The organism is Pseudonocardia ammonioxydans (assembly GCF_900115005.1).
In the GTDB taxonomy this organism is placed as follows: Bacteria; Actinomycetota; Actinomycetes; order Mycobacteriales; family Pseudonocardiaceae; genus Pseudonocardia; species Pseudonocardia ammonioxydans.
The window spans coordinates 1-21,521 of record NZ_FOUY01000015.1 but is presented as its reverse complement, the minus strand read 5'-3'; the positions used below and the strand labels follow the sequence as shown (position 1 = coordinate 21,521).

Genomic DNA, 21,521 nt, shown 5'->3' with positions numbered 1-21,521 from the left:
TCCTAGCGGAGGCGGCACCGTGCGCGCACGGTGGACGCGCACGGTGAAACTGTCGGTGGGCGGTCCTAGCGTGCACGGGCATGACGACCTGGACGGAGTTCGTGGCGGCGGCGCCCACGGTCTCCGAGGTGTTCCGACGCCGCCACTCCGCGACCGGCAACCTCTGCATGCTCGGCACGCTGCGCACGGACGGCTTCCCACGGGTCTCCCCCGTGGAGCCGCGGGTCTTCGAGGGCGAGCTGTGGCTGATCGGGATGCCGGGCACCCGCAAGTTCGCCGACCTGCGGCGGGACCCGCGGTTCACGCTGCACACCGCCACCGTGGACACGCGGGTGACCGAGGGGGACGCCAAGATCTGGGGCACCGCACACGACGTGCGCGACCCGGCCCTGCACCAGCGCTTCGCGCACGCGCTGTTCGAGGAGATCGGGCTGGACCTGCGCGGGAAGGAGTTCGGCTACTTCCCCGCAGCGGAGATCCTCGGCGGCTCGTGCGTGCAGATCGTCGACGGCCACCTGGACATCACGGTCTGGCGGGCGGGCGGCGCCGAGGAGGTGGTGCGCAAGGACTAGCCGTGGGCGCCCTCCCGCTCGATCGCGCAGCGCAGGCGGGCGGGCAGTGCCATCGGGTCCGGGGCTGCTCCCGTCTGCAGCCACCGGGTGACGGCCCGGACGTCGCCGGTGCTGCGGACCGGGCCGATCGCGATCACCGACGAGACCGGCCGGCGCTCGGCGTCACAGGCCTGCACGAGCACCATCAGGCCCGGCCGCCGGGCCCCGCAGAGCCCGGGGCGGAGCCGGCATCCCGACGTCACCAGTACCCCGTGCCGGCTGTCGCGCACCACCGCGCGCAGTCCTTCGGCCAGCACCTCGTCGACGCCGGGCAACGCGGCGACCGTGCCGTGCGCGTCCTCGTCGAAACCGGACGCCATGTGCGCGCACGTCTGGCAGCGCACCACCGTGAACCCGTCCATGTCCCACCTTCCTGCAAACAGAAACCGTTATCGTTTACAGTGGCACGGTAGCAGCCGACCGCACAGGAGGAACCCCGTTGAAACCCGGCATCCACCCCGCGTACGGCCCGGTCGTCTACCGGGACATGGCCACCGGCGACCAGTTCCTGACCCGCTCCACCGAGACCTCGACCGAGACCGTCGAGTGGTCGGACGGGGCCACCTATCCGCTGGTCCGGGTCGACATGACCGCGGTGTCGCACCCGTTCTGGACCGGCAACACCCGGGTGCTCGACTCGGCGGGCCAGGTCGAGAAGTTCCGCAGGCGGTTCGGCGAGCGGAGGACCTGAGCCGGGTCGCCGGCACACACCTGCGGCGTAGGGTCGGTGGCGTGCGCCGTCACCGCCGCGAGCCGGTGCAGGTCGTCACCGACCTGCACGAGACGCTCGCGGTCGAGCACGGCAGGCAGATCCGGATCCGGCTCGTGGCGATGGTCGTCTGGATCGCGGGCTGGATCGTCGCGGGGACCCTGTGGCGCGACGGCGTGCTGGCGACGATGATCCTGCTCTCCAGCGGGCCGGGCCTGTGGCTGCTGTGGTGGCTGCTCGTGCCGCGCCGGCCCCCGGAAAGACGGCGGCCGGTCACCCCGCCACCACCCCGCGAGCTCCCGCGGTAGCGGGCCGCCGCCGCAGCCACCCCGCCGGCGGCCACCCGCCGGCTACCGCTCTGCCGGCAGCCGCTCCGCCGGCAGCGCGCCTACTCCGCCGGGAGCACCGTGCGCGGCAGCAGGTCGGGGAAGTGCCCGCCGAACCGCTCGGAGTGCCGGCGCCACTCGCGCGGGTAGCCGAGCGAGACCTCGACGAACGGCACGTCGTCGACCACCACCGTGCGCGGGATGTGCAGGTGCCCGTGGACCACCGCCGCCGCCCGGTAGCGCCGGTGCCAGTCGGCCGTCGCCGTCGTCCCGCACCAGAGCGCGAACTCCGGGTACCGCAGCACGTCGCAGGGCTCGCGGACCAGCGGCCAGTGGTTGACCAGGACCGTCGGCAGGCCGTCGGCGTCCAGGGCGTCGAGGCGGGCCGCGGTCGCCGCCACCCGTGCCGCGCTCCACGCCTGCCGCGTCGGGTGCGGGTCCGGGTACATCAGGTGCTCGTCGGTGCAGACGACACCGGCCGTGTAGGCGGCGGCGAGCCCGTCGTCCGACGTGGACGTCCCCGCGGGCAGGAACGTGTAGTCGTAGGGCACGAACAGCGGCGCCACGACGGCCGGCCCGCCCGGCCCGTCCCACACCGGGTACGGGTCCTCCGGGGTGAGCACACCGACCTCCCGGCAGCGCCCGACCAGCGCCTCGTAGCGGGCCACCCCGCGCAGCGACTCCTCGGCGGTGTCGGCGTTCTTCGCCCGGGTCCACAGCTCGTGGTTGCCGGGGACCCAGAGCACCCGGGCGAACCGCTCGGCGAGCCCGGCCAGCGTGGCCGCGACGCTCTCGATCCGCTCGTCGACGTCCCCCGCGACGATCAACCAGTCACCGGGGTGGCCGGGCACCAGCGCGTCGGCGATCTCCCGGTTCTCCGGGTGACGCACGTGCAGGTCGCTGACCGCGAGCAGGCGCGGCCCGAGGGGAGCGGACACCCCACCACTACTACTCCACCGGTGTCCGGCGGCCGGGCACCCGGTGCCGCGGGGATGGCCGAACAGCGGTTACCCGGAGTAGGTTACCGGGAGTAGGGTTCGACGGAGTTCAGGTTCGACGACGTTCAGGTTCGACGGCGAGCCGACCGACTCGGGGAGGTCGACATGGCGGGATCGCGCGGAGCACGGCGGTGGGTCCGGTGGCTGCTGCGGCACGGGGCGATGCGCCGGGAGGTGACCCGGCAGGCGGCCAGGGGCGACCTCGGCGCCCGGATCATCACCGACCCGGAGGCGGTACGGGACCCCTATCCGTCCTACGAGGCGTTGCGCGCCCAGGGCAGGCTGGTCCGCTCCGCGCTGACCTGGAGCACCGTGGACCACGAGATCTCCACGGCCGTGCTGCGCAGCCCGGACTTCTGCGTCGGGATGCGCATGCCGGAGAACGCCCCGACCCTGCTGCAGATGGTGCTCCGGGCCGGCGGACGCTGGCCGCTCGGCCCGGTCGAGCCGCCGTCGCTTCTGGCGATCGACCCGCCGGACCACAACCGGATCCGCAAGCTCGTCACCCGCTCGTTCAGTGCCAAGGCGATCGCGCGGCTGCGCGGGCGCACCGAACAGGTCGCCGCCGAGCTGCTCGACGAGATGGAGTCCCACGCCGGCGCGGACCGGCGCGTCGACCTCATGACCCGCTACGCCTCGCTGCTGCCGGCGACGGTGATCGCCGAAATGCTGGGCGCGCCGGTGTCGATGCGTGAGCAGTTCCTGGAGTGGGGCGAGGGCGGCGCCTACTCGCTCGACATGGGCCTGAGCTACCCGATGTTTCGCAAGTCCGAGAAGGACATCGACGCCCTGTCGGACTGGATGTCCGGCCACTTCGAGTACCTGCGGCGCCACCCCAACGACAGCATCCTGTCCTCGCTGGTGCAGGCCTACGACGCCGACGAGGGCCGGCTCAGCTCCGACGAACTGCTCTCGCTCGGGCTGCTGCTGCTCGCGGCCGGGTTCGAGACGACGGTCAACCTGATCGGCAACGGCACCAAGCTGCTGCTCGCCCACCCCGACCAGGCGGCCCGGCTGCGCGACGACCCGTCGCTGTGGCCGAACGCGGTCGACGAGATCCTGCGCCTCGACTCCCCCGTGCAGCGCACCGGCCGGGTCGCGGCCCGCGACACCGAGGTGTGCGGCTACCCCATCTCGCGCGGCGCGCTGGTGCTGACCCACCTCGGCGGCGCGAACCGCGACCCGGAGGTCTTCCCGGAGCCGGACCGGTTCGACGTGGGCCGCGACGGCGCCGACAAGCACGTCGCGTTCAGCCAGGGCATCCACTACTGCCTGGGCGCCGCGCTGGCGAAGATGGAGGGCGAGGTCGGGCTGCGCGCGCTGTTCGACCGGTACCCGGACCTGGCCGCCGACGGCCCGGCCGAGCTGCGGGGCACCCGGGTGCTGCGGGGCTACCGCTCGCTGCCCGTCCGTCTGGGGAAGGCCCGGGTGCCGGTCGGGGCGTGAGGCACTCAGCCCCGGGTGGACGCGCTGGTCACCGTCGTCGTCACCAGGCTGATGATCGCCATGCCGATCACCAGGTGGATCACTCCGGTGGCGATCCGCACCGTCAGCGGCTCCGTGGAGAACGCCAGCGGGTAGACGGTCGCGACGGCGGTGAGCAGGCCCGCGATCCAGCCGAAGTAGGCCATCGGGCTGGGCACCGCCAGCAGCAGGAGCTGCGCGAGGCCGGTGGCGGCCAGCGCGGCCAGCCCCGCGATGATCGCCAGCTGCACCGCGCCGTCCCAGCCGCCGATCGCGTCCGCCTGGATCGGGGCCAGGTACGGGATCTGCAGCAGCACGCGCACGATCAGGAACCCGACCAGCGCGATCAGCGCGGCGATGACCGCCGTCGCGACGCCGCCGGCCCACAGCCGGCTCGCCTGCACCGCCGGTCCCTGCGGACCGCGGGTGCTGCGGCTCATCTCACGGGTCCGGTCGTCGGCCTCGGACATCGTCGATCTCTCCCGGTCTCGTGCGGACGGTCGGGCAGCGCGGGCCGCTCCGGGCGGGCCGTGTGCTGAGCCGTTCGGCGGCCACAGTGTGGCGCATCCGGCCGTCCCCCGCCGTCCGGCCGGTGACCCGGCGTGCCGGGAAGGCTACGCGTCGGCCGAGCGAGGCGGAACCGGCCGTACCGGATACCCGCGCGCGACTCACCGATCGAGTGCCGCGAGCGCGGCCTCGGCGTCGGCGACGACTCCCTCCCGCCGCAGGTCGAGCTCCGCGCCGGCCTCGGCGGTGGCGCCCATGTTGCCCTGGGCGTAGCGGGTCCAGACCCCGGCGCCGATGCACGCGCAGCGCCAGTACGCGAACGCCGTCCAGTACGGCAGCTGCTCCACCGACCGGCCCGAACGCTGCGCGTACCGGGCGGCGACCTCGTCGCGCTCGGGCCAGCCGGGTGCCTCGGTCGGACCGCTGGTGATGGCCGGGCGGTCGTCGCCGGGCCGTCCCCAGGACGCGACCAGCCAGCCCAGGTCGGCCAGCGGCTCGCCGAGCGTCGCCAGCTCCCAGTCGAAGATCGCCGCGACCCGGCCGTCGCGGAACGAGAGGTTGCCGGGCCGGTAGTCGCCGTGCGCGATCCGGACCCCGGCCACCGGCTCGTCGGGCATCTCGGCCAGCAACCGGCGGTGCGCGGCGTCGATCGCCGCGAGGTCGGTGAAGGCACCCGCGTGCGCCTGCTTGTGCCAGCGGCGCAGCTGGCGTTCCAGGTAGCGGCCGGGCCGGTACAGGTCGGTGAGCCCGACCGTCTCCGGGTCGACGGCGTGCAGGTCGGCGAGGACGTCGGCGGCGTCCAGCCCGCACGCGCGCCGCTGGGCCTCCGGGATCGCCGCACCGGCCTCCCGATCGCCGGGGACGACGCCGTCCACCCAGCCCATCAGGTAGAAGCCGGCGCCGAGCACGCCGGGGTCCTCGCAGTGGGCGACCGGTTCGGCGACCGGTACCCCGGTCCCGGCCAGCGCGGTGAGGAACCGCCACTCCCGGCTCATGTCGTGCGCGGTGGCGAGCACGCCGCCGGTCGGGGGGCGGCGCAGGGCGAACCGGGTGCCCTCGGCGTCGACCACCCGGAAGGTCAGGTTGGAGTGCCCGCCCGAGATCCGTTCCACCGTCACCGGGCCGTCCCCGGTGACCACCTGGGGGACCTCGGCGGCGAGCCAGCGGGTCAGGGCAACCGGGTCCACTCCGTCGTGCGCGTCGGCCATCCCCCGATCCAACATGATCGTCCGCGGGTCGGCCAGGTCGTCGGCGACGGTGCTGCGCACGACGGCCCCCTGGGGCAGGATCTCCGCTGTGGCCGCCCGCCGCGATCGGCGGACGGGCCGCGACGACCGGTCGAGGAGGACCATTGATGAGCCAGAGCATCACCGTCACCCGCACCGTGGGCGCCACCCCGGAGCAGTTGTTCGCCCTGCTGGCGAACCCGGCACGGCACCAGGAGATCGACGGAACGACGATGCTGCGCGGGGTCGAGGGCGCGGACAGCGTCTCCGGCGTCGGCGACGAGTTCGTGATGAACATGAGCAACGACCTGCTCGGGGACTACCAGGTCCGGAACACGATCACCACCTACGAGCAGGACCGGGCGATCGGCTGGGCGCCGAACCTGCACCCGATCGACGGCTACACCGAGAAGATCGGGGGCGTCCGGGTGGAGGGCCACTCCTACACCTGGCGGCTGGAGCCCGAGGGCTCCGGCACCCGCGTCACCCAGGTCTACGACTGGAGCGGGGTGACCGACGAGGGGTTCCGCGGTCTGCTGCCGCTGCTCACCGAGGACCAGCTCGCCGACTCGATCGAGAAGGCCGGGCGCGTGGCCGCGGGCTGAGCACCGGCGCGCACCCGGCGGCGCGGCCGCCCGGTCTCACTCCCCGCGGGGTGGGCCGGGCGGCAGCACCAGCCGGTCCAGCAGGCGGTCGGCCTCGGCGTCCGGGTCGGCCGTCAGGCCGGTGTGGACCGGTCCGGGTTGGACGATCGTGCTGCGCGCGGTGGTGAGCCGCCGGAACCGCCTGCCGATGTCCTCCCCCGCCCCCGGGCCGCGCGCCGCCAGGGCCCCGGTGCTGTGCCGGTCCGACCGCGGCGGCTCGGGCACCGAGGCGACGGCGGCGATCGTCTCCAGCACGTCGGTGACCGCCTCGGCGTCGCACGCCGGGTCGAGCGCGGCCAGCCGACACCGGTCCAGGTGCACCCGCACGGCGAGGACGTCGCGTTGCCTGCAGTGCAGCAGCACACCGGCGTTGAGCGACTCCCCGCGCTCGATCCGCGGGACCACCCGCAGCAGCGCGTACTCGTAGGTGACGAGCCGGGTCATCGCGCGGCACCGCCGATCCGCAGCCACGAGGGACGGCGGGGCTCGCGGCGCACCGGTCGCGGCCGGCCCGCGGCGACCGCCTCGGCGACGCCGGGCAGCCATGCCTCCCGCCGGGCCACGCGCCCGAGCAGCGCCTCCCGGTAGGCCGCGCGCACCGCGCCGGGCCCGTCGAATCCGGGCTCGCCGGTCAGCCACTCGTCGGGCACCAGCGCCAGGACGCGGTCGAGCAGCTCCCCGGTGACCAGCGGGGCCAGCGCCGCGTCGGCGGCACCGAGGTCCGGGTGGGCGCCCAGCAGCACGTGGTCGCCGGCGTCGAACGGCTTCGCCGGGAAGCGTTCGGCCGCGGACCAGTCGTGCGCGAACGTCAGCGTGGCACCGTGGTCGATCAGGTACGGGCTGCGGTGCCAGAGCAGCATGTTCGCGTTCCGCCAGGACCGGTCGACGTTGCCGACCAGCGCGTCGAACCACAGCACCTGCCCGGCGCACTCCGGCCCGACGTCGAACGCGAGCGGGTCGAGGTCGAGGGCGCCGGGGAGGAAGTCGGTGCCGAGGTTGCGCCCGGCCGAGCGCTGCAGCAGCTCCTGGACCTCCTGGTCGGGCTCGGTCCGGCCGAGGTCGCCGTCGACCTCGACCGTCACGAGCTCCGGCACCGGCAGCCCGAGCCCCCGGGCCAGCTCGCCGGCGACGATCTCGTTGACGAGCACCGACCGGCCCTGACCGGCCGCGACGAACTTGACGGCGTACGTCCCGAGGTCGTCGGCCTCCATCAGCCCGGGCAGCGATCCGCCCTCCCGCAGCGGGGTGACGTAGCGGGTCGCGGTGACGTGGCGCAGCACGGGCGGAGGCTATCCGAGCCCGCCGCGCGGCCGCGATCGAGAAGCGACCGGCGCCGGGGTCACCGGCCCGCCCGGGCCCTGACGCTGCGGCCGGGCGACTCGGGCGGGCCGGGAGGTCTCACACGGAGATGGTCTGGCGCGGGATCGCCTGGGTCTGCTCCAGCCGGCGCTCGGCCTGCGTCGCCAGCACCGCGTCCAGGCTGAACCGGCCCGGCCCGGAGACCATCAGGAACAGCGTGCCGCAGATGATCGTGCCGACGAGCGCCCAGCCGTTGTCGGCCATGAACAGGCCGTTCTGGCCGTGGACGAACCAGATCGCACCGCACATCACGAACGTCATGAGCCCGCCCGGCACGACCATGCGCAGGCCCAGCGCCACCGAGACGGAGAAGACCAGTTCGACGACGATGGTGAACGACGCCGCCGCGATGGCCAGCGGGATGCCGAACTTGGCGAAGAGGGTCGCGGTGCCGAACAGCCCGGCATCGATCTTGTTCCAGGCGTGCATGACCATGATGTAGGCGAGCAGCAGGCGGCCCACGAGCAGGACGACGTCCCGCGGGGTGCCGGTCAGGGAGCGGTACACGGTTCCTCCAGTACGAGCGTGAACACGAGGCGTGACCCGTTCACGACGGAATGCACCGAACCCTATGAGTCGTCGCGCCGTGGTCCACCCGGTCCAGCGACCCTGCGCGACGAGACGACCGCATCGCGCGACGAATGCCGCCCGGCTCACAGCACGCCGGGTGCGGCGTACCCACGACCGGCAGTTCTCCCGGCACGACCGGACGAGCGGTCGGCGACCTCCCACGTCCGCCCAGCTCACGCACACGGAACGTGGACGGACCCGGCCCGTGGCCACCCGGGTGTCGCACTACCGGCCGGTAACTTCGGAGCCCGTGACGGACGGTCGGTTGGGTGTCGCAGCCCACCGATCCGGACGTACCGCTCGTCCCGCGCACGGCCGTCTGCGATGGACGGTCCCCCCGAGCGGCCCAGTGCACACCGGACCGTCCCGCCGTCGCGCCCACCCCCGGGTGCTGCGGAATGATGGCGGCGTGTCCGACACGAGCAACGTCACCGGCAGGGACAGCGCCGGCCGTGACCGCACAACCACAGACATCACCGCGACCCCCGAGTGGACGGCGCTGACCGAGCACGCGGCCCAGGTCGAGCCCCGCCACCTGCGGGCGCTGTTCGACGAGGACCCGGACCGTGCGGCGGCACTGACCGCCGAGGGCGCCGACCTCGTCCTCGACTACTCCAAGCACCGCATCACCCGGACGACGATCGGCCTGCTCACCGCGCTGGCCCGGGCCGCTGGCCTGCCCGAGCGCACCGAGGCGATGTTCACCGGGGAGCACGTCAACACCTCCGAGGACCGCGCCGTGCTGCACACCGCGCTGCGCCTGCCCCGCGACGCCGAACTCGTCGTCGACGGCCAGGACGTCGTGGCCGACGTGCACGCGGTCCTCGACCGGATGGGCGAGTTCAGCGACGCCGTCCGCTCCGGCGCGTGGACCGGGCACACCGGCGAGCGGATCCGCACGATCGTCAACATCGGGATCGGCGGCTCCGACCTCGGGCCGGTGATGGCCTACGAGGCACTGCGCGACTACGCGCAGCGCGACCTCGTCTGCCGGTTCGTGTCCAACATCGACCCGACCGACCTCACCGAGGCCGTCGCCGACCTCGACCCGGCCACCACGCTGTTCATCGTCTCCTCCAAGACCTTCACCACCCAGGAGACGCTGACCAACGCCCGCAACGCGCGGTCGTGGCTGCTGTCCGGGCTCGGCACCCAGGACCCCGCCGCCGTCGCCCGGCACTTCGTCGCGGTGTCGACCAACGCGGAGAAGGTCGCCGAGTTCGGCATCTCCACCGACAACATGTTCGGGTTCTGGGACTGGGTCGGCGGCCGCTACTCGGTCGACTCCGCGATCGGCCTGTCGCTGATGTGCGCGATCGGCCGGGAGCACTTCGCCGGGTTCCTGGCCGGCATGCACGCGATGGACGTGCACTTCCGGTCGACGCCGCTGGAGCGGAACCTGCCGGTCATCGCGGGCCTGCTGGGGATCTGGTACTCGAACTTCTTCGGCGCCGAGACCCGCGCGGTACTGCCCTACTCGCAGTACCTGCACCGGCTGCCGGCCTACCTGCAGCAGCTGACGATGGAGTCCAACGGCAAGTCCGTGCGCGGCGACGGCACCCCGGTCACCACGACGACCGGTGAGATCTTCTGGGGTGAGCCGGGCACCAACGGCCAGCACGCCTTCTACCAGCTGCTGCACCAGGGCACCCGGCTCGTGCCTGCCGACTTCATCGGGTTCGCGCAGCCGCACCACACGCTCCCGGGCGAGGGCTTCGGGGACGACGCGGCCGACATGCACGACCTGTTCATGGCGAACCTGTTCGCCCAGTCCGCGGCGCTGGCGTTCGGCAAGACCGCCGAGGAGATCGCGGCCGAGGGCACGCCCGCCGAGCTGGTGCCGCACAAGGTCATGCCGGGCAACCGGCCGTCCTCGACGATCCTGGCCGAGCGGCTGACACCGGCGGTGCTGGGACAGCTGATCGCGTTCTACGAGCACGTCACGTTCGTCGAGGGCGTGATCTGGGGTCTGGACTCGTTCGACCAGTGGGGGGTCGAGCTCGGCAAGGTGATGGCGAAGCAGTTCGGCCCGGCGCTGTACGCCGCCGACCCGCCCGGGGCCGCCGAGGCCGGCCTGGACGCCTCCACCGCCGCGCTGATCGAGCGCTACCGGGGCTGGCGCGGTCGGTGACCTGTCCCGCGCCCCGCGACGCCCGGCCGCTCGCCGGCGCCGCGGGGGCCCTGCTGGTGCTCGCCGCCGTACTGATCACGATCGCGTACACCGGCGTGCTCCAGCAGGGCGATCTCGTCGCCGCCGCCGGGCTGGCGGCGGACCGGATCCCGGGCGTCACCGTCGTCGCGCGGGTCCTCACCGAGATCGGCAACACGGTGGGCAGCACGGTGGTCGGTCTCGTCGGCGGTGCGGTGCTGGCCCGGCGCGGTCACCGGGCCGAGGGGATCTGTGTGGCGGTCGTGCCGCTCGTCACGAGCGTGGTGTTCACCGTGCTCAAGCGGATCCTCAACCGGGCCCGGCCGCCGGAGGACCTGCAGGTCATGGCCGTCGCGAACGAGTCGCTGCCGTCCGGGCACGCGACGATGGCGGCCGCCGCGTGGACCGCCCTGGTGCTCGTGCTGTGGCCCCGCCTCGCCGCCCGGGCCCGGACGCTGCTGACGACGTTCGCGGTGCTGTGGGTCGCGACGATCGGGGCGACCCGGGTCTACCTGGGCGTGCACTGGGTCTCCGACGTGCTCGCCGGGTGGGCGCTGGGCGCGGGTCTGGCGGTCGCCGGGGTGGCGGTGCTGGCTGCGACGACGGCCCGGGCTCGCGCTCGGGGCTGACCGGTCCCGGACGGGTTGACGCCGGGGTCAACTGGTCGGCGAGCTGCGTGGGCGCGGCCAGCGCGACGGCCGACCGGCGGGGGGCGACGTCGGTCCGGCCGCCGGCACAGGGCCAGACGGGACTCGGCCCGCTCAGTTGCCGCTGTCCCGGGTACCGCCGCTCCCCGGATCACCGTCTCCGGGCCCGCCGGGGCCGTTCCTTCCGGGGGCGCTGTCGCCGGGGCCGCTCTCGAGGTCGGCCCGGACCCGGTCGGCGCGGGCGCCGGTGGCGGCGAGGGTGCGGGCGTGCTCGTGCCAGGCCGCCACGTCGCCGCGCAACCAGCTGGTGCGCAGCCCGTCGGTCGCCGTGGACCAGTCCCGCAGCACCCGCATGCCCTCGGCGGCCGCGCCGGAGCGCCGCAGCGCCCGCTGCCCCGCGATGCCGCGGGTCATGGCCAGCACCGAGCGCAGCGCCGTCGCCACCTTCCCGGTGATCTCGATCGGCACCGGCAGGCCCGCCACGGCATGGGCGACCCGGGCGGCGCGGGTCAGGACCACCATCGCGACGCCGGCGACGAGCAGGACCGCGATCGCGAGCCAGAACAGCGGCGCGGAGCCCACCGGCCACGCCGCGAGCACGGCGAGCAGCAGTGCCGCCGGCACCGCCCACCGCACCCGTCGCGCGGCCCGCGCCCGGGCGTGCGCACGGCGCTGCGCCCGCTGGTCGGGTGGGCCGTCGTCGGCGCGCACGAGACCACGGTCGACGTACAGCAGGGCGGTGTCCGACTCGTCCGGCACGGGTCGATTGTGCACGGTCGCGTGCTCAGGTCTGCTCCCGCGGGCACCACCAGGTCGACCGGCCCCCGACCGTGCCGTGGGCCAGCTCGGCACCGCAGCGCGGGCAGTGCCCGCCCGGGCGCCGGTGTTCGATCACCTCCCCGGTGTGCACACCGCCGTGCGCGACCGCCCGGGCCAGCGCGCGGCCCAGGTGGTGGTGCACGCGGTCCAGGTCGGTGCGGGTCAGGTCGGGAACCCGCCGGCGCGGGTCGATCCGCGCCTGCCACAGCGTCTCGTCGGCGAGCAGGTTCCCCACCCCGGCGATCACCGACTGGTCGAGCAGTCGTGCCTTGACCGTCGAGCGCCCGCGCGCCAGCCGGTCCCGGAACTCCGCGGGCGCGATCCCTTCCGCGTCCGGGCCGAGGCCGGACAGGTCGGGGTCGAGCCGCACCCGGCCGAGACGGCGCTTGTCGACCAGCCGGAGCTCGCCGCCGTCGTCGAAGGTGACGGTGAAGCGGGTCCACCGGGCCGCATCGGGCCGTCGGTCGGCGGGGACCGGCCCCTCCCCGACCGGTTCGCCCGCCGGGTCGGTGACGACGATCCGTCCGCCCATGCCGAGGTGCAGGCCCAGCGCCGGGCCGGCGTCGTCGGTGGTGGTCGTGCCGCTGCCGGCGGCGGTGGCTGTGTCGCACCACAGGGTCTTAGCCAACCGTACCTGAGACACACGGAGCGGCACCATGAACGACCAACCCGAGTACCTGCGCATCACCGTCTCCGCGCACGCGCTACAGCTACTCGCCACCGCGAACGACCGCACCGTGACCCCGGAGCAGCGCGCGGACGCGCGTACCGAACTCTGTGGGTACCTGTCCGCAATCGTCGAGCGCGACCTGAAGGCAGCCGCCTGCGGCGACATGCGCGACCCGGACAACCGGTGAGCGGCAGACACCGCAACCCGCGTCGTCACGGACGGTGGGGCATGAGGAACACCAACGGCGGATGGTGGCACCGGTTACGCCGGTGGTTCGCTTCCCGCTCCCCCCGTAAGCACTAGCCACTCAACAACTGGAGATAGAACCATGTCGCTCAACGTCTGCGAGATCCCAGGCTGCGGGTACGTCACCGCACCCGACACCGACGTCGCCATGGACACCGACATCGCGTGTCATGAGTGGAACGTGCACGGCTACATCCACCCCGGCGGCGAGTAGCGGCTAACGCGCGACGCGAGAAGCCCCGGAACCTGTGTAATCGCGATACTCAGGTGCCGGGGCTTCCCGCTGCACAACGTTACTCACGTCAGCGACGCCTACGTTAGCGGGTGCCGAGCGCCTTCCCCACGCTCAGCACCCGACAACCACGCTAACACAGACTCGAACACGCGTTCTACCCCGCGAGCGTCTCCCAACAGTGGTAGTTGACCGACCCGTCCACGTGCACCGGCAGCGGCAACCGCGCGTTGAGCACCATCGCGTACCTGCCGCACACCGCGCACGGCGTGAAGTCGCTCATCACCACGTCCTGAAACAGCTCCGGGTGCCGGGTCGGGAAGAACATCTCCTCCGTGGTGCCGATGTCCGCGTCACTCATCGGGCGAGCCGCGAGCCGCGCCCCTGCACGACCCCGATCGACTCCACACGCACCGACGGGTCATCCGCGGTCGCATCCTCCAGCCGGTCGTCGATCACGTCGTACCGCGCGCGGTAGTCGCTCATACTCGCCGCAAGCTCCAGCGACCAGCCGGCATCCGTCAGAGCAGCCCACCGGGCATGCGGCGACTTGTCGTCCCGGATACGCGCGTACAGGTCGCGACACCCGTGCGTCGGAGCAGCCACCAGAGCAACGAGCTGCATCGACTTCAAGCCTTCACCGTTGCGGTTGGCTTTCAGCCACCCGTTGACCGCGTTGGTGATCTTGTTCAGTTCCGCGCTCGCCCGGTCGCGCTGGTGCCACAGCTTCACCAGGTCGCCCGTCGCGTCCGCAGCCGCATCCTGAAGCGACGCGACACCCGACAGCGCGCGGTGAGCCTCCACAAACTCCGCAGCCGCAGCGTCGAACCGGTCACGGATGCTGTCGAGCACCTCACCGGTAGACGCGGCAACCAGCTTCTTCAACTCTTGCCTGCCGGCAAATACCCGGTGCTCGTGCGCGTCCCGCTCCACCAGGTACCGGGAGTACGCGGTGTAGTAGGCGTCCACCTGCTTCGGAGTCGCCATCAGCGACGGCGGCTCCGGGGCGACCGGCGACTTGATAGCCGCGAACACCACGTACGCGGAAGCCACCCGCTCCGGGATCGGGATACCCGCCCGCTTCAGCGAGTCCGCAGCACCGTCCGCCGCACGATCCGCGCGGAGACCGTCCATGACCGGGTGACCCATCTGGAAGTCGTTACTCTCGACGACCAGCGTCGAGCGCCCCAGGTGGTCCGGGGCGATAGTCGCATCGTTACGCATTTCAGCCATTGTCAAACTCCTTTTTCCAGCCACATCATTCCAGTGGCACGTTAGCGTTACTGAGTTACTTACTTACTCGGATGCGCCGTGCGCGCGCACCCAGTCACGAAGCTCGTCCTCCGTCACCGACGTGAGCCACTCCCGCCACTCGTCATAGCGGTCCATATCCATTGCGGTATACCCCCACCGATCCACACCGTTCGAACACCACAGGTGCATGGACTCCGCGGCAAGCTCACCCTCGTGCATCGCGTCAAAACGGTCGTTGTACACCGCACGCTCCGACGGACGACCCTTGAACGCCATTACCGGTCCCACCGAGCACGAGCCGCAGCACGGGCACGATCAGACCTCGTCTGAGGGTCCTCAGTCGCCGGCGAGTAACCAAGATCCTTCCACAGCTTCGAGATAGCGGACAGCGTCATACGACGCTCCTGCACCGCACCATTCACAACGAGGGTGCCTTCCCGCCCCTTCACCATCACCCCAGTTTCCGCGAGCGCAGAATCCAGAGCGTCCACCGCGTCAAACAGCTTCGCGAGCGAGCGGAGTTGAAGCAGCTCATCCGGGTTGTCCATGTGGTTTCCCGCGAACTCGCGGAACACCTGAGCCCCGGTCACACCGAGACCCTGCGTGTAGTCGAAATCCTCAATCATTCCTTGTCCCTTCCGTGTTGCGTAGTATGCAACCCCCCGCGTGAAAGTGGCTTGCACAAAGTCAGCCCCGATGCCGCCCGCGAGTCAGGGGCGGGAGGGGGAAATCCTCCCCCGGGTCCTTGCGGCACAACATCATCCGCGCACCGGGAGCCGGTCGCCGTGTCCACATGCGACAGCGGCAACCGGCTCCCAAGTTTCATAGTTTCAAATGTTTACTGAAACAACGAAACAATGAAACAATCATTCACATTCACTTACTCTGCAATGCACAGAGCAACCATGTGCACATGCACCATGCCTACCCATGCACCCCTACCCACCGGCACCCCACCACCGGGGTACCGGGTAGGTGGGGTGCACGGTCACGGGTAGGTCAGGGTGCACCAGCGAGGAAGGTCATGCGGTTGATCGCATGGTCTGCCTGAACGGTCTCGGTGAACGTGTTGTTCTGGTTGTAGTGCACAACCTTCCGAGCACCAGCACCAACGCCAGCGAGGTCGCGACCACGCTGCACCTGCGACACCGCCGCCGACGGAGACGTGAGCGCACGAACCAGACGATCGAACGACTCCGTCTGCGCGTGACTCAAGATGCGTTCCCCCGCACCCGCGAGCACCAGCCGGTCATCCCGACCGGTCACCCGACCGGGGATAACACCGCCGGCTTTGAAGCCCACCTGAGATGCCAGGCGAGAAGCGAGACCAACCCACTTCGCATAAGCGTTCGGGAATGCGGAGCGCTGCACTCGCTGCGCTGCAACCGTGACCGGCATCCGTTCCCAACCACGCACACCGCGGAGAGCCTGGAAGAACTTCGACGCCGAGTAGCCCGGGTTCATGATCTGCGCAATAGATCCCCAACCCTGCGAAGTTCTCTGTTGGAAGAGCCCTACTGAGTCACGGTCACCATAGTTGATGTTGCGTAGCCCGGATTCCTGGAGCGCAGTGGCAAGCGCGACGATGAGACCATTGCGCCCGAAGCCCATCTGACGCGCAACCGCAGCGATGATACGGGCATTCGAGAGCTGGTCACCAGTCCCATTGCCCCCCATCATCACGACGCCCGGAGGAAGCGGCGGGAACCACTCATCCTTCAGCGCCTTCAACTGCTTGTTGACCTCTTCGAAGTTGTAGGTTCGCGACCCGTTCACCACGCCGCCACGAGCGAATGCCGCAGTCGGCAGCACACCCGCGTTGATTGCGTGCAGTGCCGGCAACCCGAGTTGCTTAACCGCCGCAGCCCGGACCACGAACTCACCATCCGACAGACGAGCAAGGATGCTGTCCGACGTGGAAGTACCCGGACCATAAATGGGACCGCCCTCCGCGCGCCCCGGAAGACGCGGCATGTTGCGAGGAAGGTTCGCTTGCCCGACGTTGAATGAGACATCGCCCTTCAAGCCGCCGATCAGCTCGTTCAGCTCCTTCACCGACGAGATCGCACCCGCCAGCCCCGGAGTGTGGAACTGCGTATTCACGTCGCCCGGCGTCAAGTTGAGCTGGTCGACATACCTACGCGCCTCTTCACGAGACATGCCCATCTGCTCAGCGGTCCTGATGAGCTGCTCACGGTGCGCGTTGGTCAGTCGCGTGATCTCCTGCGTTGAAGCACCGTGGTCCTTCTTCGCCTGGATGTCCGTGAGCGCGGCACGAGTGAGCGCCTGAAGCTGGGTCATATTGTTTCGACCCGCTACGGTGTTGATGTCCACCGTGCGACCGTTCTGCGCGACCGCAGCCGTCGACTGATCCACCGCGGTCTTCCACGCGATATCTGCGTCGATCGAGCTGAGGAACTGGTTCGCCTGCCGCTGGAGCGCCTGCGTGTGCCCGTCGGTCGCCTGACCCGCCTGCGACTGCGCAGTTTTGAGATTGTCGACCGACGTCTGGTACTGCTGGTTCGCAAGGATCGCCTGTGGCGAGTTCGCGCCGAACTGGTCCACCGCGGTACGCCACGCAGCGAGCTTCTGATCCGCGTACGTGTACGCGAGCGCAAGCTGCCCGGTCACCCGGTCCTGCTCCGCGATCTGCCGGTTCACCGAATCCGTCGTCGCGATACCGAGCACTTCCGACTTGATCCAGTTGTCGAACGAGGCAGCCGCCCGGTCGATCGCCGGCACCAGCCCGTCACCGACCTGTGACGTCTGTGCAGCAACCTTGACGCGCATCTCCTCGGCAGCCGCGCCACCTTGACGCATCGCCGCAGCCGCATCATTGGTGCTCACCGACGTGAGCTTGATCGCCGCCACGAGCGATCCGAGCGCTATCAGCGAGAGACCGATCGGACCGGTAGCAGCCGCGAGCAGCGCACCACCGAACCCGCGCAACGCGCCACCGGCAGCCGCCGCAGCCCCCGCGAGCCCCGTGGACGACAGCAACCCGATGATCCCGGTCAGCCACGCGCGGAACGCCGCATACGCGACCAGGAGCTTGATCGCAGCCGCAAGCCCACCCACCGCGAGAGCAGCACCCACGAACACCGTCGGGAACTGCCCGACCAGCGACAGGATAGGACCGAGCACCGACGTCGCGAGCGTGACGAGCACCCGCACCAGCGGTTCCGCCGCGAGCGCCACACCGGAGATCGCCTTACCCAGCGACGGCAGCAGCGGCGCCACCTGCATCACCAGATGCCCCACCACACGACCCACCGCGTCCAACCCGGGACGCAGGTTATCGAGAAGCCCGCGAAGGTTCGTGAACAGCGTCGTCAGAACCTCCTGACCGCGAGCAGAGTTCAAAAAGTCACGGAACTGCGCAGTCACGTCGATCATCGTTTGCACCGTTGTTGCACCGTGCGCGTTGATCGACCGGAACACGGTTGCGATGATCCCGCCGACATTACCGAGCAGTTCACCCAACTGCCTCAGCGCCGTGATACCACCATCAATCCAACCACGGATCTTAGCGGTACCCTCCGCGCTATTCACGAACGCTGCGAACGACTCAGAACCCTCGCGAATGTAGCGACCGATCGCCGGCAGATATTCGGAACCGATCGTCGAGAAACCGAGCAGACCCGCCACCGCCGGCGCGAACGCCTCACCAAGTGACTTGGTGAAGTTCGCGGTGTTGTTCAGAATCGAACCGACCTGACGCAACGGCTCCTTCTGCGCGAGATACTGGAGCACCCCGCGGAACGCGTCGTTCCAACCCGCCGCGATCTCCGGAAGCTGCCTACGCAGCATCGGAAGTGACTTCGACGCCAGCGACCGAATGTCACCGTCAACACCGCGGAACATGCGATCCTGCACCGAGCGTCGCAGCTTGTCCCACTCCGGTGCCAAACCCCGCAGAGCCTCCGCGGCGCGACGTGCCGACGGTGCAAGCTTGTCGAGATCCTCGCCGCCATTCTTGACAGCGTCCGACAGCCCCGAGAAACCGATCTTCGCGACACCGACCGACGCCACAACACCCGCGAGCACACCGGGCAGCACAGCGGCAGCACCCGACGCGGCAACCACCGCGCCACCCAGCGCCACCACACCACCCGCGGTACCCGCCAGCGTCGACACCGCCGACCCCGCCGCCAGCGACGTAGCCGCCAACCGCACCATGCCCGACGCGACATTCGCCGAACGCTTCTGCATCCGGTCGAACTCGCCGTTCGCCGCCCGCAACGTGAGCTGCAAACGCGCCAGCGGATTCGCGGCGCGACGCGTCGACCGCTCCAACCGGTCAGTCGCCTCCGACACCCGAGTAACCGCACGCTCATGATCCGCGGTCGCCATCGACACCGCAGACTGTGCGCGCACCGACTCGCGCCGCGCGGAGTTGAGCGCGTTCTCCGCAGCGATGACCTTCGAGCTATCCGCCGCGAACTTCGAACGCGCCTCCGCCAACTTCGACTCAGCGAGACGCACCTTCTCGCTTGACTTGATCTCCGTCTCGCGAGCCGCTTCGATACGCTTAGCGGCTGCCGTGACATCCGCCTCCGCACGCTTCAGCGACGCGCGATCAACATCAACCTGCACCTTCACATCAGGTGCCTTAACCGCCTTCACACCGGCGGTGACTTTCCTTTGAAAATTAGTTAGTACAGGAACGATCTGCACAGTCGCCTGTGCCGATGTCATTGACGCCATGCGCCACCTCGCTATTCGGTTATCGCGCTACCCGGAACCGAATGACCGGGTAGCGCGTATTCAGTTATCACCACCGACTGATCAGGTCAGCGGCGTCTTACCGATCAGTCGTCGCCGACCGACTCCTCCGCTTCGCTAAGCTCCGCTTCGCGTACCGCCGTCAACACGACGTCCCGAATCCATCGAGTCACCGACACACCGGCGGCATCCGCAAGCGGACGTACCCGGTTAATCAGTCGCCGCTTCATGTTGATCGAAACCGGCTGCTCGATCCACGCATCGTAGGTATCAACCTTCACCGCTCAGCCGCCTCTCGCTCGCGGAGACCATGAGTCTCGAACCGGAACCCACCTTGGTACCCGCGGACCGCCTCACGAGTCGCCGACGCAATCCAACCTGCAGCCGATACCCGATCCTCGTTCGCACACGCAAGCAGGTCCTGCCACAACCGCTCCGGAAGATCCACACTGACCCTCCGGCACCCCGGAAGCGGCTCGCTGCGACGACTGCGAGGTGTGGACCCACCGGGAACGGGGCGGCTCTTGCCTCCAAGATCCCGCGGGGACGGACGGGAGTGGTCGCCGGTCACTTGGCACCCGCCTTCTCCCGCCGCTCGCGCTGCTCCCGGTCAAACGGGACCGGCGCATCCACACCCAAGTCCTGAGCGAGCAGATAGCGCACATACTGCGAACGCGTCCACCCGCGCCGCGCAGCCTCATCAGCCGCCCGCTCCCACAGATCATGCGGAACCGCGAACGACGTAACACGTCGAGACATACAAACCACCTTCTTAAGAATCTTGCGGCGAAAGCCGCGAGGAACCCAGCCGCCCGGTACACCGATCACCCTTCTCACCGAGCGGCGGGGAAGAACTTTCAGCAATAATCAGTCACTAAGACGGTCGCCAACAATCGAGATGATGTGATCCAAAGCGACCCGCACCAACTGACCCTGAGACCGGAACTCCAGAACCTCTAGCCCGTACAACTCCACAACCCGCGGACTAGAACCACTATCGACGGTATACTTGAAACCAGAATCCACGAAGACATTCACGCCGCAACCTCATCCGCAATCCGAACCGAAACCGTGTTACCCCGAAGCTCCACCCAGCCTTCACGTTCCGCGTGGTCGATAGCCGACTCCACGTAGACGCGTTCACTGTTGTCCCGACCCTGCTTCAACTTCGACACGGTCAGGGGACCCTTCGTCGCGACCCGATGAGCAACCCACTCAGCAAGCTTGTGAACCTTCGCGTTGACCGACGTCGACTCCCACTGAGCAACCGCGGCAGCACGCGCACGATGCCCCACCGCTGCATCCCGCTCAGCGTCCCGACGTTCCCGAGCAGCGGTAAGCACCTGATCACGAACCGCAGAGGACGTCTCGTACACCATCTCCGCGAGCCGCCAATCATCCTCCGTCACCATGTCGAAACGACCGTCAAGAGCCATCAGCAACGCAGCCACACGAGCAACAACCGCGTCACGCTGAGAATCCATCTCCGACTCCGGAATCACCGCACCCTGTGCGAGTGCGAGGTGCTTTCGACGCAACCCCGTACGAACCGATCCCGCCTCTAGAGAGAACTCCCGCCCAAGCGTCGGGAAATCCACCTTCGCCGGTTCCGGACGCGGCACTTCCCCGTCGGGGATGTTCGGATCAGACGCAGCCGCAAACACGAACCGCTGAGGAGTACCCGACCCCTTGTCGTCGAAAAGCTGCGTGATCGTGTCCGGCTGGAAGACGAGAGTCATCGACATCGAGTAGGTGCCCGCGTCGAGACGACGCTTCGTCTCCGCCGACGCATTCGCGTTACCCGCGTTCTTACCCGACCACATCTTGCGCAGATCCGCCGCGAGCGACGAACCCGACCGCTCGTACATCAGCTTGACAAGCGACTCACCCTCATCCGACGCGAAACGCACATTGTGTCGCACCTGCACGTTCCTCCCCGGAGTACCCTCCTTCTTGTCCGGCTTCCGATACTCCATGAACGCCTGCACCAAGCCCTCACCGGAACCCGGATTCAGACCGTCCACATCCGTCGGCAGTCGACCCGGGAACACCCACGACGCCGGTTCATCCGCCGTCGACTTACCCACACCCGACCAGGGGGGACTGTAAGAACATCGGTGTAACTCCGATCAAGGAGTGTGGACCCGATGACAGACCAAGCAGCTGAGCCGGTCGACCTCGACAGCGTGACCGACGAGGAGCAGCTCGTCGATGATGACGGCGCGCAGGCAGGGCTCGACGCGGTCGACGAGCAGTTGATCGCCCAACTCGCCGGCCGCGCCCGCGCGAACGGGCTCGACCTGACCGGCGAGAACGGCCTGCTCGCGCAGCTCACGAAGCGGGTCCTGGAGTCCGCGCTCGAGGG

The 21,521-nt window shown here is 69.9% G+C and carries 26 protein-coding genes and 1 pseudogene; 10 read left to right on the top strand and 17 right to left on the bottom strand.

What is annotated here, in order from left to right:
* Positions 1 to 80 precede the first annotated feature (80 nt).
* Complete coding sequence (locus BM093_RS15765) at positions 81 to 572, top strand: pyridoxamine 5'-phosphate oxidase family protein (protein WP_093343697.1); 492 nt, start codon at positions 81 to 83, stop codon at positions 570 to 572.
* Here BM093_RS15765 and BM093_RS15760 read toward each other — a convergent pair.
* Complete coding sequence (locus tag BM093_RS15760; RefSeq protein WP_093343694.1) at positions 569 to 973, bottom strand: hypothetical protein; 405 nt, start codon at positions 971 to 973, stop codon at positions 569 to 571. The two genes, BM093_RS15765 and BM093_RS15760, sit on opposite strands and share 4 nt — an antisense overlap.
* 77 nt (positions 974 to 1,050) lie before the next feature.
* Between BM093_RS15760 and BM093_RS15755 the strand changes: the two genes are divergently transcribed.
* Complete coding sequence (locus tag BM093_RS15755) at positions 1,051 to 1,302, top strand: type B 50S ribosomal protein L31 (protein ID WP_093343692.1); 252 nt, start codon at positions 1,051 to 1,053, stop codon at positions 1,300 to 1,302.
* A 41-nt stretch (positions 1,303 to 1,343) separates the two neighbouring features.
* Positions 1,344 to 1,628 carry a hypothetical protein gene (locus tag BM093_RS15750; protein ID WP_093343689.1) on the top strand — a complete coding sequence of 95 codons (285 nt, stop codon included), beginning with the start codon at positions 1,344 to 1,346 and terminating at the stop codon, positions 1,626 to 1,628.
* An 80-nt stretch (positions 1,629 to 1,708) separates the two neighbouring features.
* Here BM093_RS15750 and BM093_RS15745 read toward each other — a convergent pair whose 3' ends face one another.
* Positions 1,709 to 2,584, bottom strand: a complete 876-nt coding sequence (locus BM093_RS15745; protein WP_093343686.1) for a metallophosphoesterase family protein — start codon at positions 2,582 to 2,584, stop codon at positions 1,709 to 1,711.
* 165 nt (positions 2,585 to 2,749) lie between these two features.
* On the opposite strand from BM093_RS15745, the gene BM093_RS15740 reads away from it, so the two are divergent.
* Positions 2,750 to 4,090 (top strand): cytochrome P450, encoded by a 1,341-nt coding sequence (locus tag BM093_RS15740; RefSeq protein WP_218162791.1) that lies wholly within the window; start codon positions 2,750 to 2,752, stop codon positions 4,088 to 4,090.
* 5 nt (positions 4,091 to 4,095) lie between these two features.
* Here BM093_RS15740 and BM093_RS15735 read toward each other — a convergent pair whose 3' ends face one another.
* Both BM093_RS15735 and BM093_RS15730 read right to left on the bottom strand, forming a co-directional pair.
* Positions 4,096 to 4,578 carry a DUF6069 family protein gene (locus tag BM093_RS15735; protein ID WP_093343683.1) on the bottom strand — a complete coding sequence of 161 codons (483 nt, stop codon included), beginning with the start codon at positions 4,576 to 4,578 and terminating at the stop codon, positions 4,096 to 4,098.
* A 198-nt stretch (positions 4,579 to 4,776) separates the two neighbouring features.
* A complete protein-coding gene (locus BM093_RS15730) occupies positions 4,777 to 5,883 on the bottom strand; it encodes a phosphotransferase family protein (RefSeq protein WP_245773552.1) in 1,107 nt (368 codons plus the stop codon).
* Between the two features lie 86 nt (positions 5,884 to 5,969).
* Here BM093_RS15730 and BM093_RS15725 point away from each other — a divergent pair, with 86 nt between their 5' ends.
* Positions 5,970 to 6,446, top strand: coding sequence for an SRPBCC family protein (locus BM093_RS15725; RefSeq protein ID WP_093343680.1), 477 nt, complete (start codon positions 5,970 to 5,972; stop codon positions 6,444 to 6,446).
* Positions 6,447 to 6,482: 36 nt separating this feature from the next.
* On the opposite strand, the gene BM093_RS15720 is transcribed toward BM093_RS15725, so the two are convergent.
* The 3 genes from BM093_RS15720 to BM093_RS15710 form a co-directional block, all read right to left on the bottom strand.
* The gene (locus BM093_RS15720; RefSeq protein ID WP_093343677.1) at positions 6,483 to 6,929 is read right to left on the bottom strand and encodes a DUF3037 domain-containing protein; all 447 of its coding nucleotides are present in this window, start codon (positions 6,927 to 6,929) and stop codon (positions 6,483 to 6,485) included.
* Positions 6,926 to 7,765, bottom strand: coding sequence for a HipA family kinase (locus tag BM093_RS15715; protein WP_093343674.1), 840 nt, complete (start codon positions 7,763 to 7,765; stop codon positions 6,926 to 6,928). Before BM093_RS15715 ends, BM093_RS15720 begins: the two co-directional genes overlap by 4 nt.
* Positions 7,766 to 7,883: 118 nt before the next feature.
* A complete protein-coding gene (locus BM093_RS15710; RefSeq protein WP_093343672.1) occupies positions 7,884 to 8,351 on the bottom strand; it encodes a DoxX family protein in 468 nt (155 codons plus the stop codon).
* Positions 8,352 to 8,823: 472 nt separating this feature from the next.
* On the opposite strand from BM093_RS15710, the gene pgi reads away from it, so the two are divergent.
* A complete protein-coding gene (gene pgi / locus BM093_RS15705) occupies positions 8,824 to 10,545 on the top strand; it encodes a glucose-6-phosphate isomerase (protein ID WP_093343669.1) in 1,722 nt (573 codons plus the stop codon).
* Complete coding sequence (locus tag BM093_RS15700; protein ID WP_177238505.1) at positions 10,542 to 11,192, top strand: phosphatase PAP2 family protein; 651 nt, start codon at positions 10,542 to 10,544, stop codon at positions 11,190 to 11,192. The genes pgi and BM093_RS15700 overlap by 4 nt, the downstream gene beginning before the upstream one ends.
* Before the next feature lie 132 nt (positions 11,193 to 11,324).
* On the opposite strand, the gene BM093_RS15695 is transcribed toward BM093_RS15700, so the two are convergent.
* Positions 11,325 to 11,969, bottom strand: coding sequence for a hypothetical protein (locus BM093_RS15695; protein WP_093343663.1), 645 nt, complete (start codon positions 11,967 to 11,969; stop codon positions 11,325 to 11,327).
* A gap of 25 nt (positions 11,970 to 11,994) precedes the next feature.
* The gene (locus BM093_RS15690) at positions 11,995 to 12,657 is read right to left on the bottom strand and encodes a DNA-formamidopyrimidine glycosylase family protein (RefSeq protein ID WP_245773551.1); all 663 of its coding nucleotides are present in this window, start codon (positions 12,655 to 12,657) and stop codon (positions 11,995 to 11,997) included.
* A gap of 28 nt (positions 12,658 to 12,685) precedes the next feature.
* Between BM093_RS15690 and BM093_RS35145 the strand changes: the two genes are divergently transcribed.
* Together BM093_RS35145 and BM093_RS37930 are read left to right on the top strand one after the other, a co-directional pair.
* Positions 12,686 to 12,886, top strand: coding sequence for a hypothetical protein (locus BM093_RS35145; RefSeq protein ID WP_143105403.1), 201 nt, complete (start codon positions 12,686 to 12,688; stop codon positions 12,884 to 12,886).
* A 141-nt stretch (positions 12,887 to 13,027) separates the two neighbouring features.
* On the top strand, positions 13,028 to 13,159 hold the full coding sequence (locus BM093_RS37930; protein WP_281248711.1) for a hypothetical protein: 132 nt from the start codon (positions 13,028 to 13,030) through the stop codon (positions 13,157 to 13,159).
* 175 nt (positions 13,160 to 13,334) lie between these two features.
* Here the strand turns inward: BM093_RS37930 and BM093_RS15685 are convergent, their stop codons facing one another.
* From BM093_RS15685 to BM093_RS15655, 8 genes are all read right to left on the bottom strand, one after another.
* The gene (locus BM093_RS15685; protein WP_093343657.1) at positions 13,335 to 13,538 is read right to left on the bottom strand and encodes a hypothetical protein; all 204 of its coding nucleotides are present in this window, start codon (positions 13,536 to 13,538) and stop codon (positions 13,335 to 13,337) included.
* Positions 13,535 to 14,410 carry a hypothetical protein gene (locus tag BM093_RS15680; protein WP_143105402.1) on the bottom strand — a complete coding sequence of 292 codons (876 nt, stop codon included), beginning with the start codon at positions 14,408 to 14,410 and terminating at the stop codon, positions 13,535 to 13,537. Before BM093_RS15680 ends, BM093_RS15685 begins: the two co-directional genes overlap by 4 nt.
* A gap of 63 nt (positions 14,411 to 14,473) precedes the next feature.
* Positions 14,474 to 14,707, bottom strand: coding sequence for a hypothetical protein (locus BM093_RS15675; RefSeq protein WP_093343652.1), 234 nt, complete (start codon positions 14,705 to 14,707; stop codon positions 14,474 to 14,476).
* Positions 14,707 to 15,057 carry a hypothetical protein gene (locus BM093_RS15670; RefSeq protein ID WP_093343649.1) on the bottom strand — a complete coding sequence of 117 codons (351 nt, stop codon included), beginning with the start codon at positions 15,055 to 15,057 and terminating at the stop codon, positions 14,707 to 14,709. The genes BM093_RS15675 and BM093_RS15670 overlap by 1 nt, the downstream gene beginning before the upstream one ends.
* Positions 15,058 to 15,430: 373 nt before the next feature.
* Positions 15,431 to 19,057 (bottom strand): hypothetical protein, encoded by a 3,627-nt coding sequence (locus tag BM093_RS15665; protein WP_143105401.1) that lies wholly within the window; start codon positions 19,055 to 19,057, stop codon positions 15,431 to 15,433.
* 185 nt (positions 19,058 to 19,242) lie between these two features.
* Positions 19,243 to 19,437 (bottom strand): hypothetical protein, encoded by a 195-nt coding sequence (locus BM093_RS15660; RefSeq protein WP_093343644.1) that lies wholly within the window; start codon positions 19,435 to 19,437, stop codon positions 19,243 to 19,245.
* A gap of 286 nt (positions 19,438 to 19,723) precedes the next feature.
* A complete protein-coding gene (locus tag BM093_RS35140; RefSeq protein WP_143105400.1) occupies positions 19,724 to 19,984 on the bottom strand; it encodes a hypothetical protein in 261 nt (86 codons plus the stop codon).
* A 206-nt stretch (positions 19,985 to 20,190) separates the two neighbouring features.
* Positions 20,191 to 21,243: a hypothetical protein gene (locus BM093_RS15655; RefSeq protein WP_143105399.1), complete on the bottom strand. Its 1,053-nt coding sequence runs from the start codon at positions 21,241 to 21,243 to the stop codon at positions 20,191 to 20,193.
* A gap of 60 nt (positions 21,244 to 21,303) precedes the next feature.
* On the opposite strand from BM093_RS15655, the pseudogene BM093_RS15650 reads away from it, so the two are divergent.
* Positions 21,304 to 21,521: pseudogene (locus BM093_RS15650) on the top strand (hypothetical protein); the annotation flags it as partial.

Excerpts from the sequence above, each read along its gene's own strand:
- BM093_RS15735 (WP_093343683.1), bottom strand. The coding sequence starts at position 4,578 with ATGTCCGAGGCCGACGACCGGACCCGTGAGATGAGCCGCAGCACCCGC.
- BM093_RS37930 (WP_281248711.1), top strand. The coding sequence starts at position 13,028 with ATGTCGCTCAACGTCTGCGAGATCCCAGGCTGCGGGTACGTCACCGCA.
- BM093_RS15765 (WP_093343697.1), top strand. The coding sequence starts at position 81 with ATGACGACCTGGACGGAGTTCGTGGCGGCGGCGCCCACGGTCTCCGAG.
- BM093_RS15670 (WP_093343649.1), bottom strand. The coding sequence starts at position 15,057 with ATGATTGAGGATTTCGACTACACGCAGGGTCTCGGTGTGACCGGGGCT.
- BM093_RS15740 (WP_218162791.1), top strand. The coding sequence starts at position 2,750 with ATGGCGGGATCGCGCGGAGCACGGCGGTGGGTCCGGTGGCTGCTGCGG.
- BM093_RS15760 (WP_093343694.1), bottom strand. The coding sequence starts at position 973 with ATGGACGGGTTCACGGTGGTGCGCTGCCAGACGTGCGCGCACATGGCG.
- BM093_RS35145 (WP_143105403.1), top strand. The coding sequence starts at position 12,686 with ATGAACGACCAACCCGAGTACCTGCGCATCACCGTCTCCGCGCACGCG.
- BM093_RS15680 (WP_143105402.1), bottom strand. The coding sequence starts at position 14,410 with ATGGCTGAAATGCGTAACGATGCGACTATCGCCCCGGACCACCTGGGG.
- BM093_RS15685 (WP_093343657.1), bottom strand. The coding sequence starts at position 13,538 with ATGAGTGACGCGGACATCGGCACCACGGAGGAGATGTTCTTCCCGACC.
- BM093_RS15720 (WP_093343677.1), bottom strand. The coding sequence starts at position 6,929 with ATGACCCGGCTCGTCACCTACGAGTACGCGCTGCTGCGGGTGGTCCCG.
- BM093_RS15725 (WP_093343680.1), top strand. The coding sequence starts at position 5,970 with ATGAGCCAGAGCATCACCGTCACCCGCACCGTGGGCGCCACCCCGGAG.
- BM093_RS15675 (WP_093343652.1), bottom strand. The coding sequence starts at position 14,707 with ATGGCGTTCAAGGGTCGTCCGTCGGAGCGTGCGGTGTACAACGACCGT.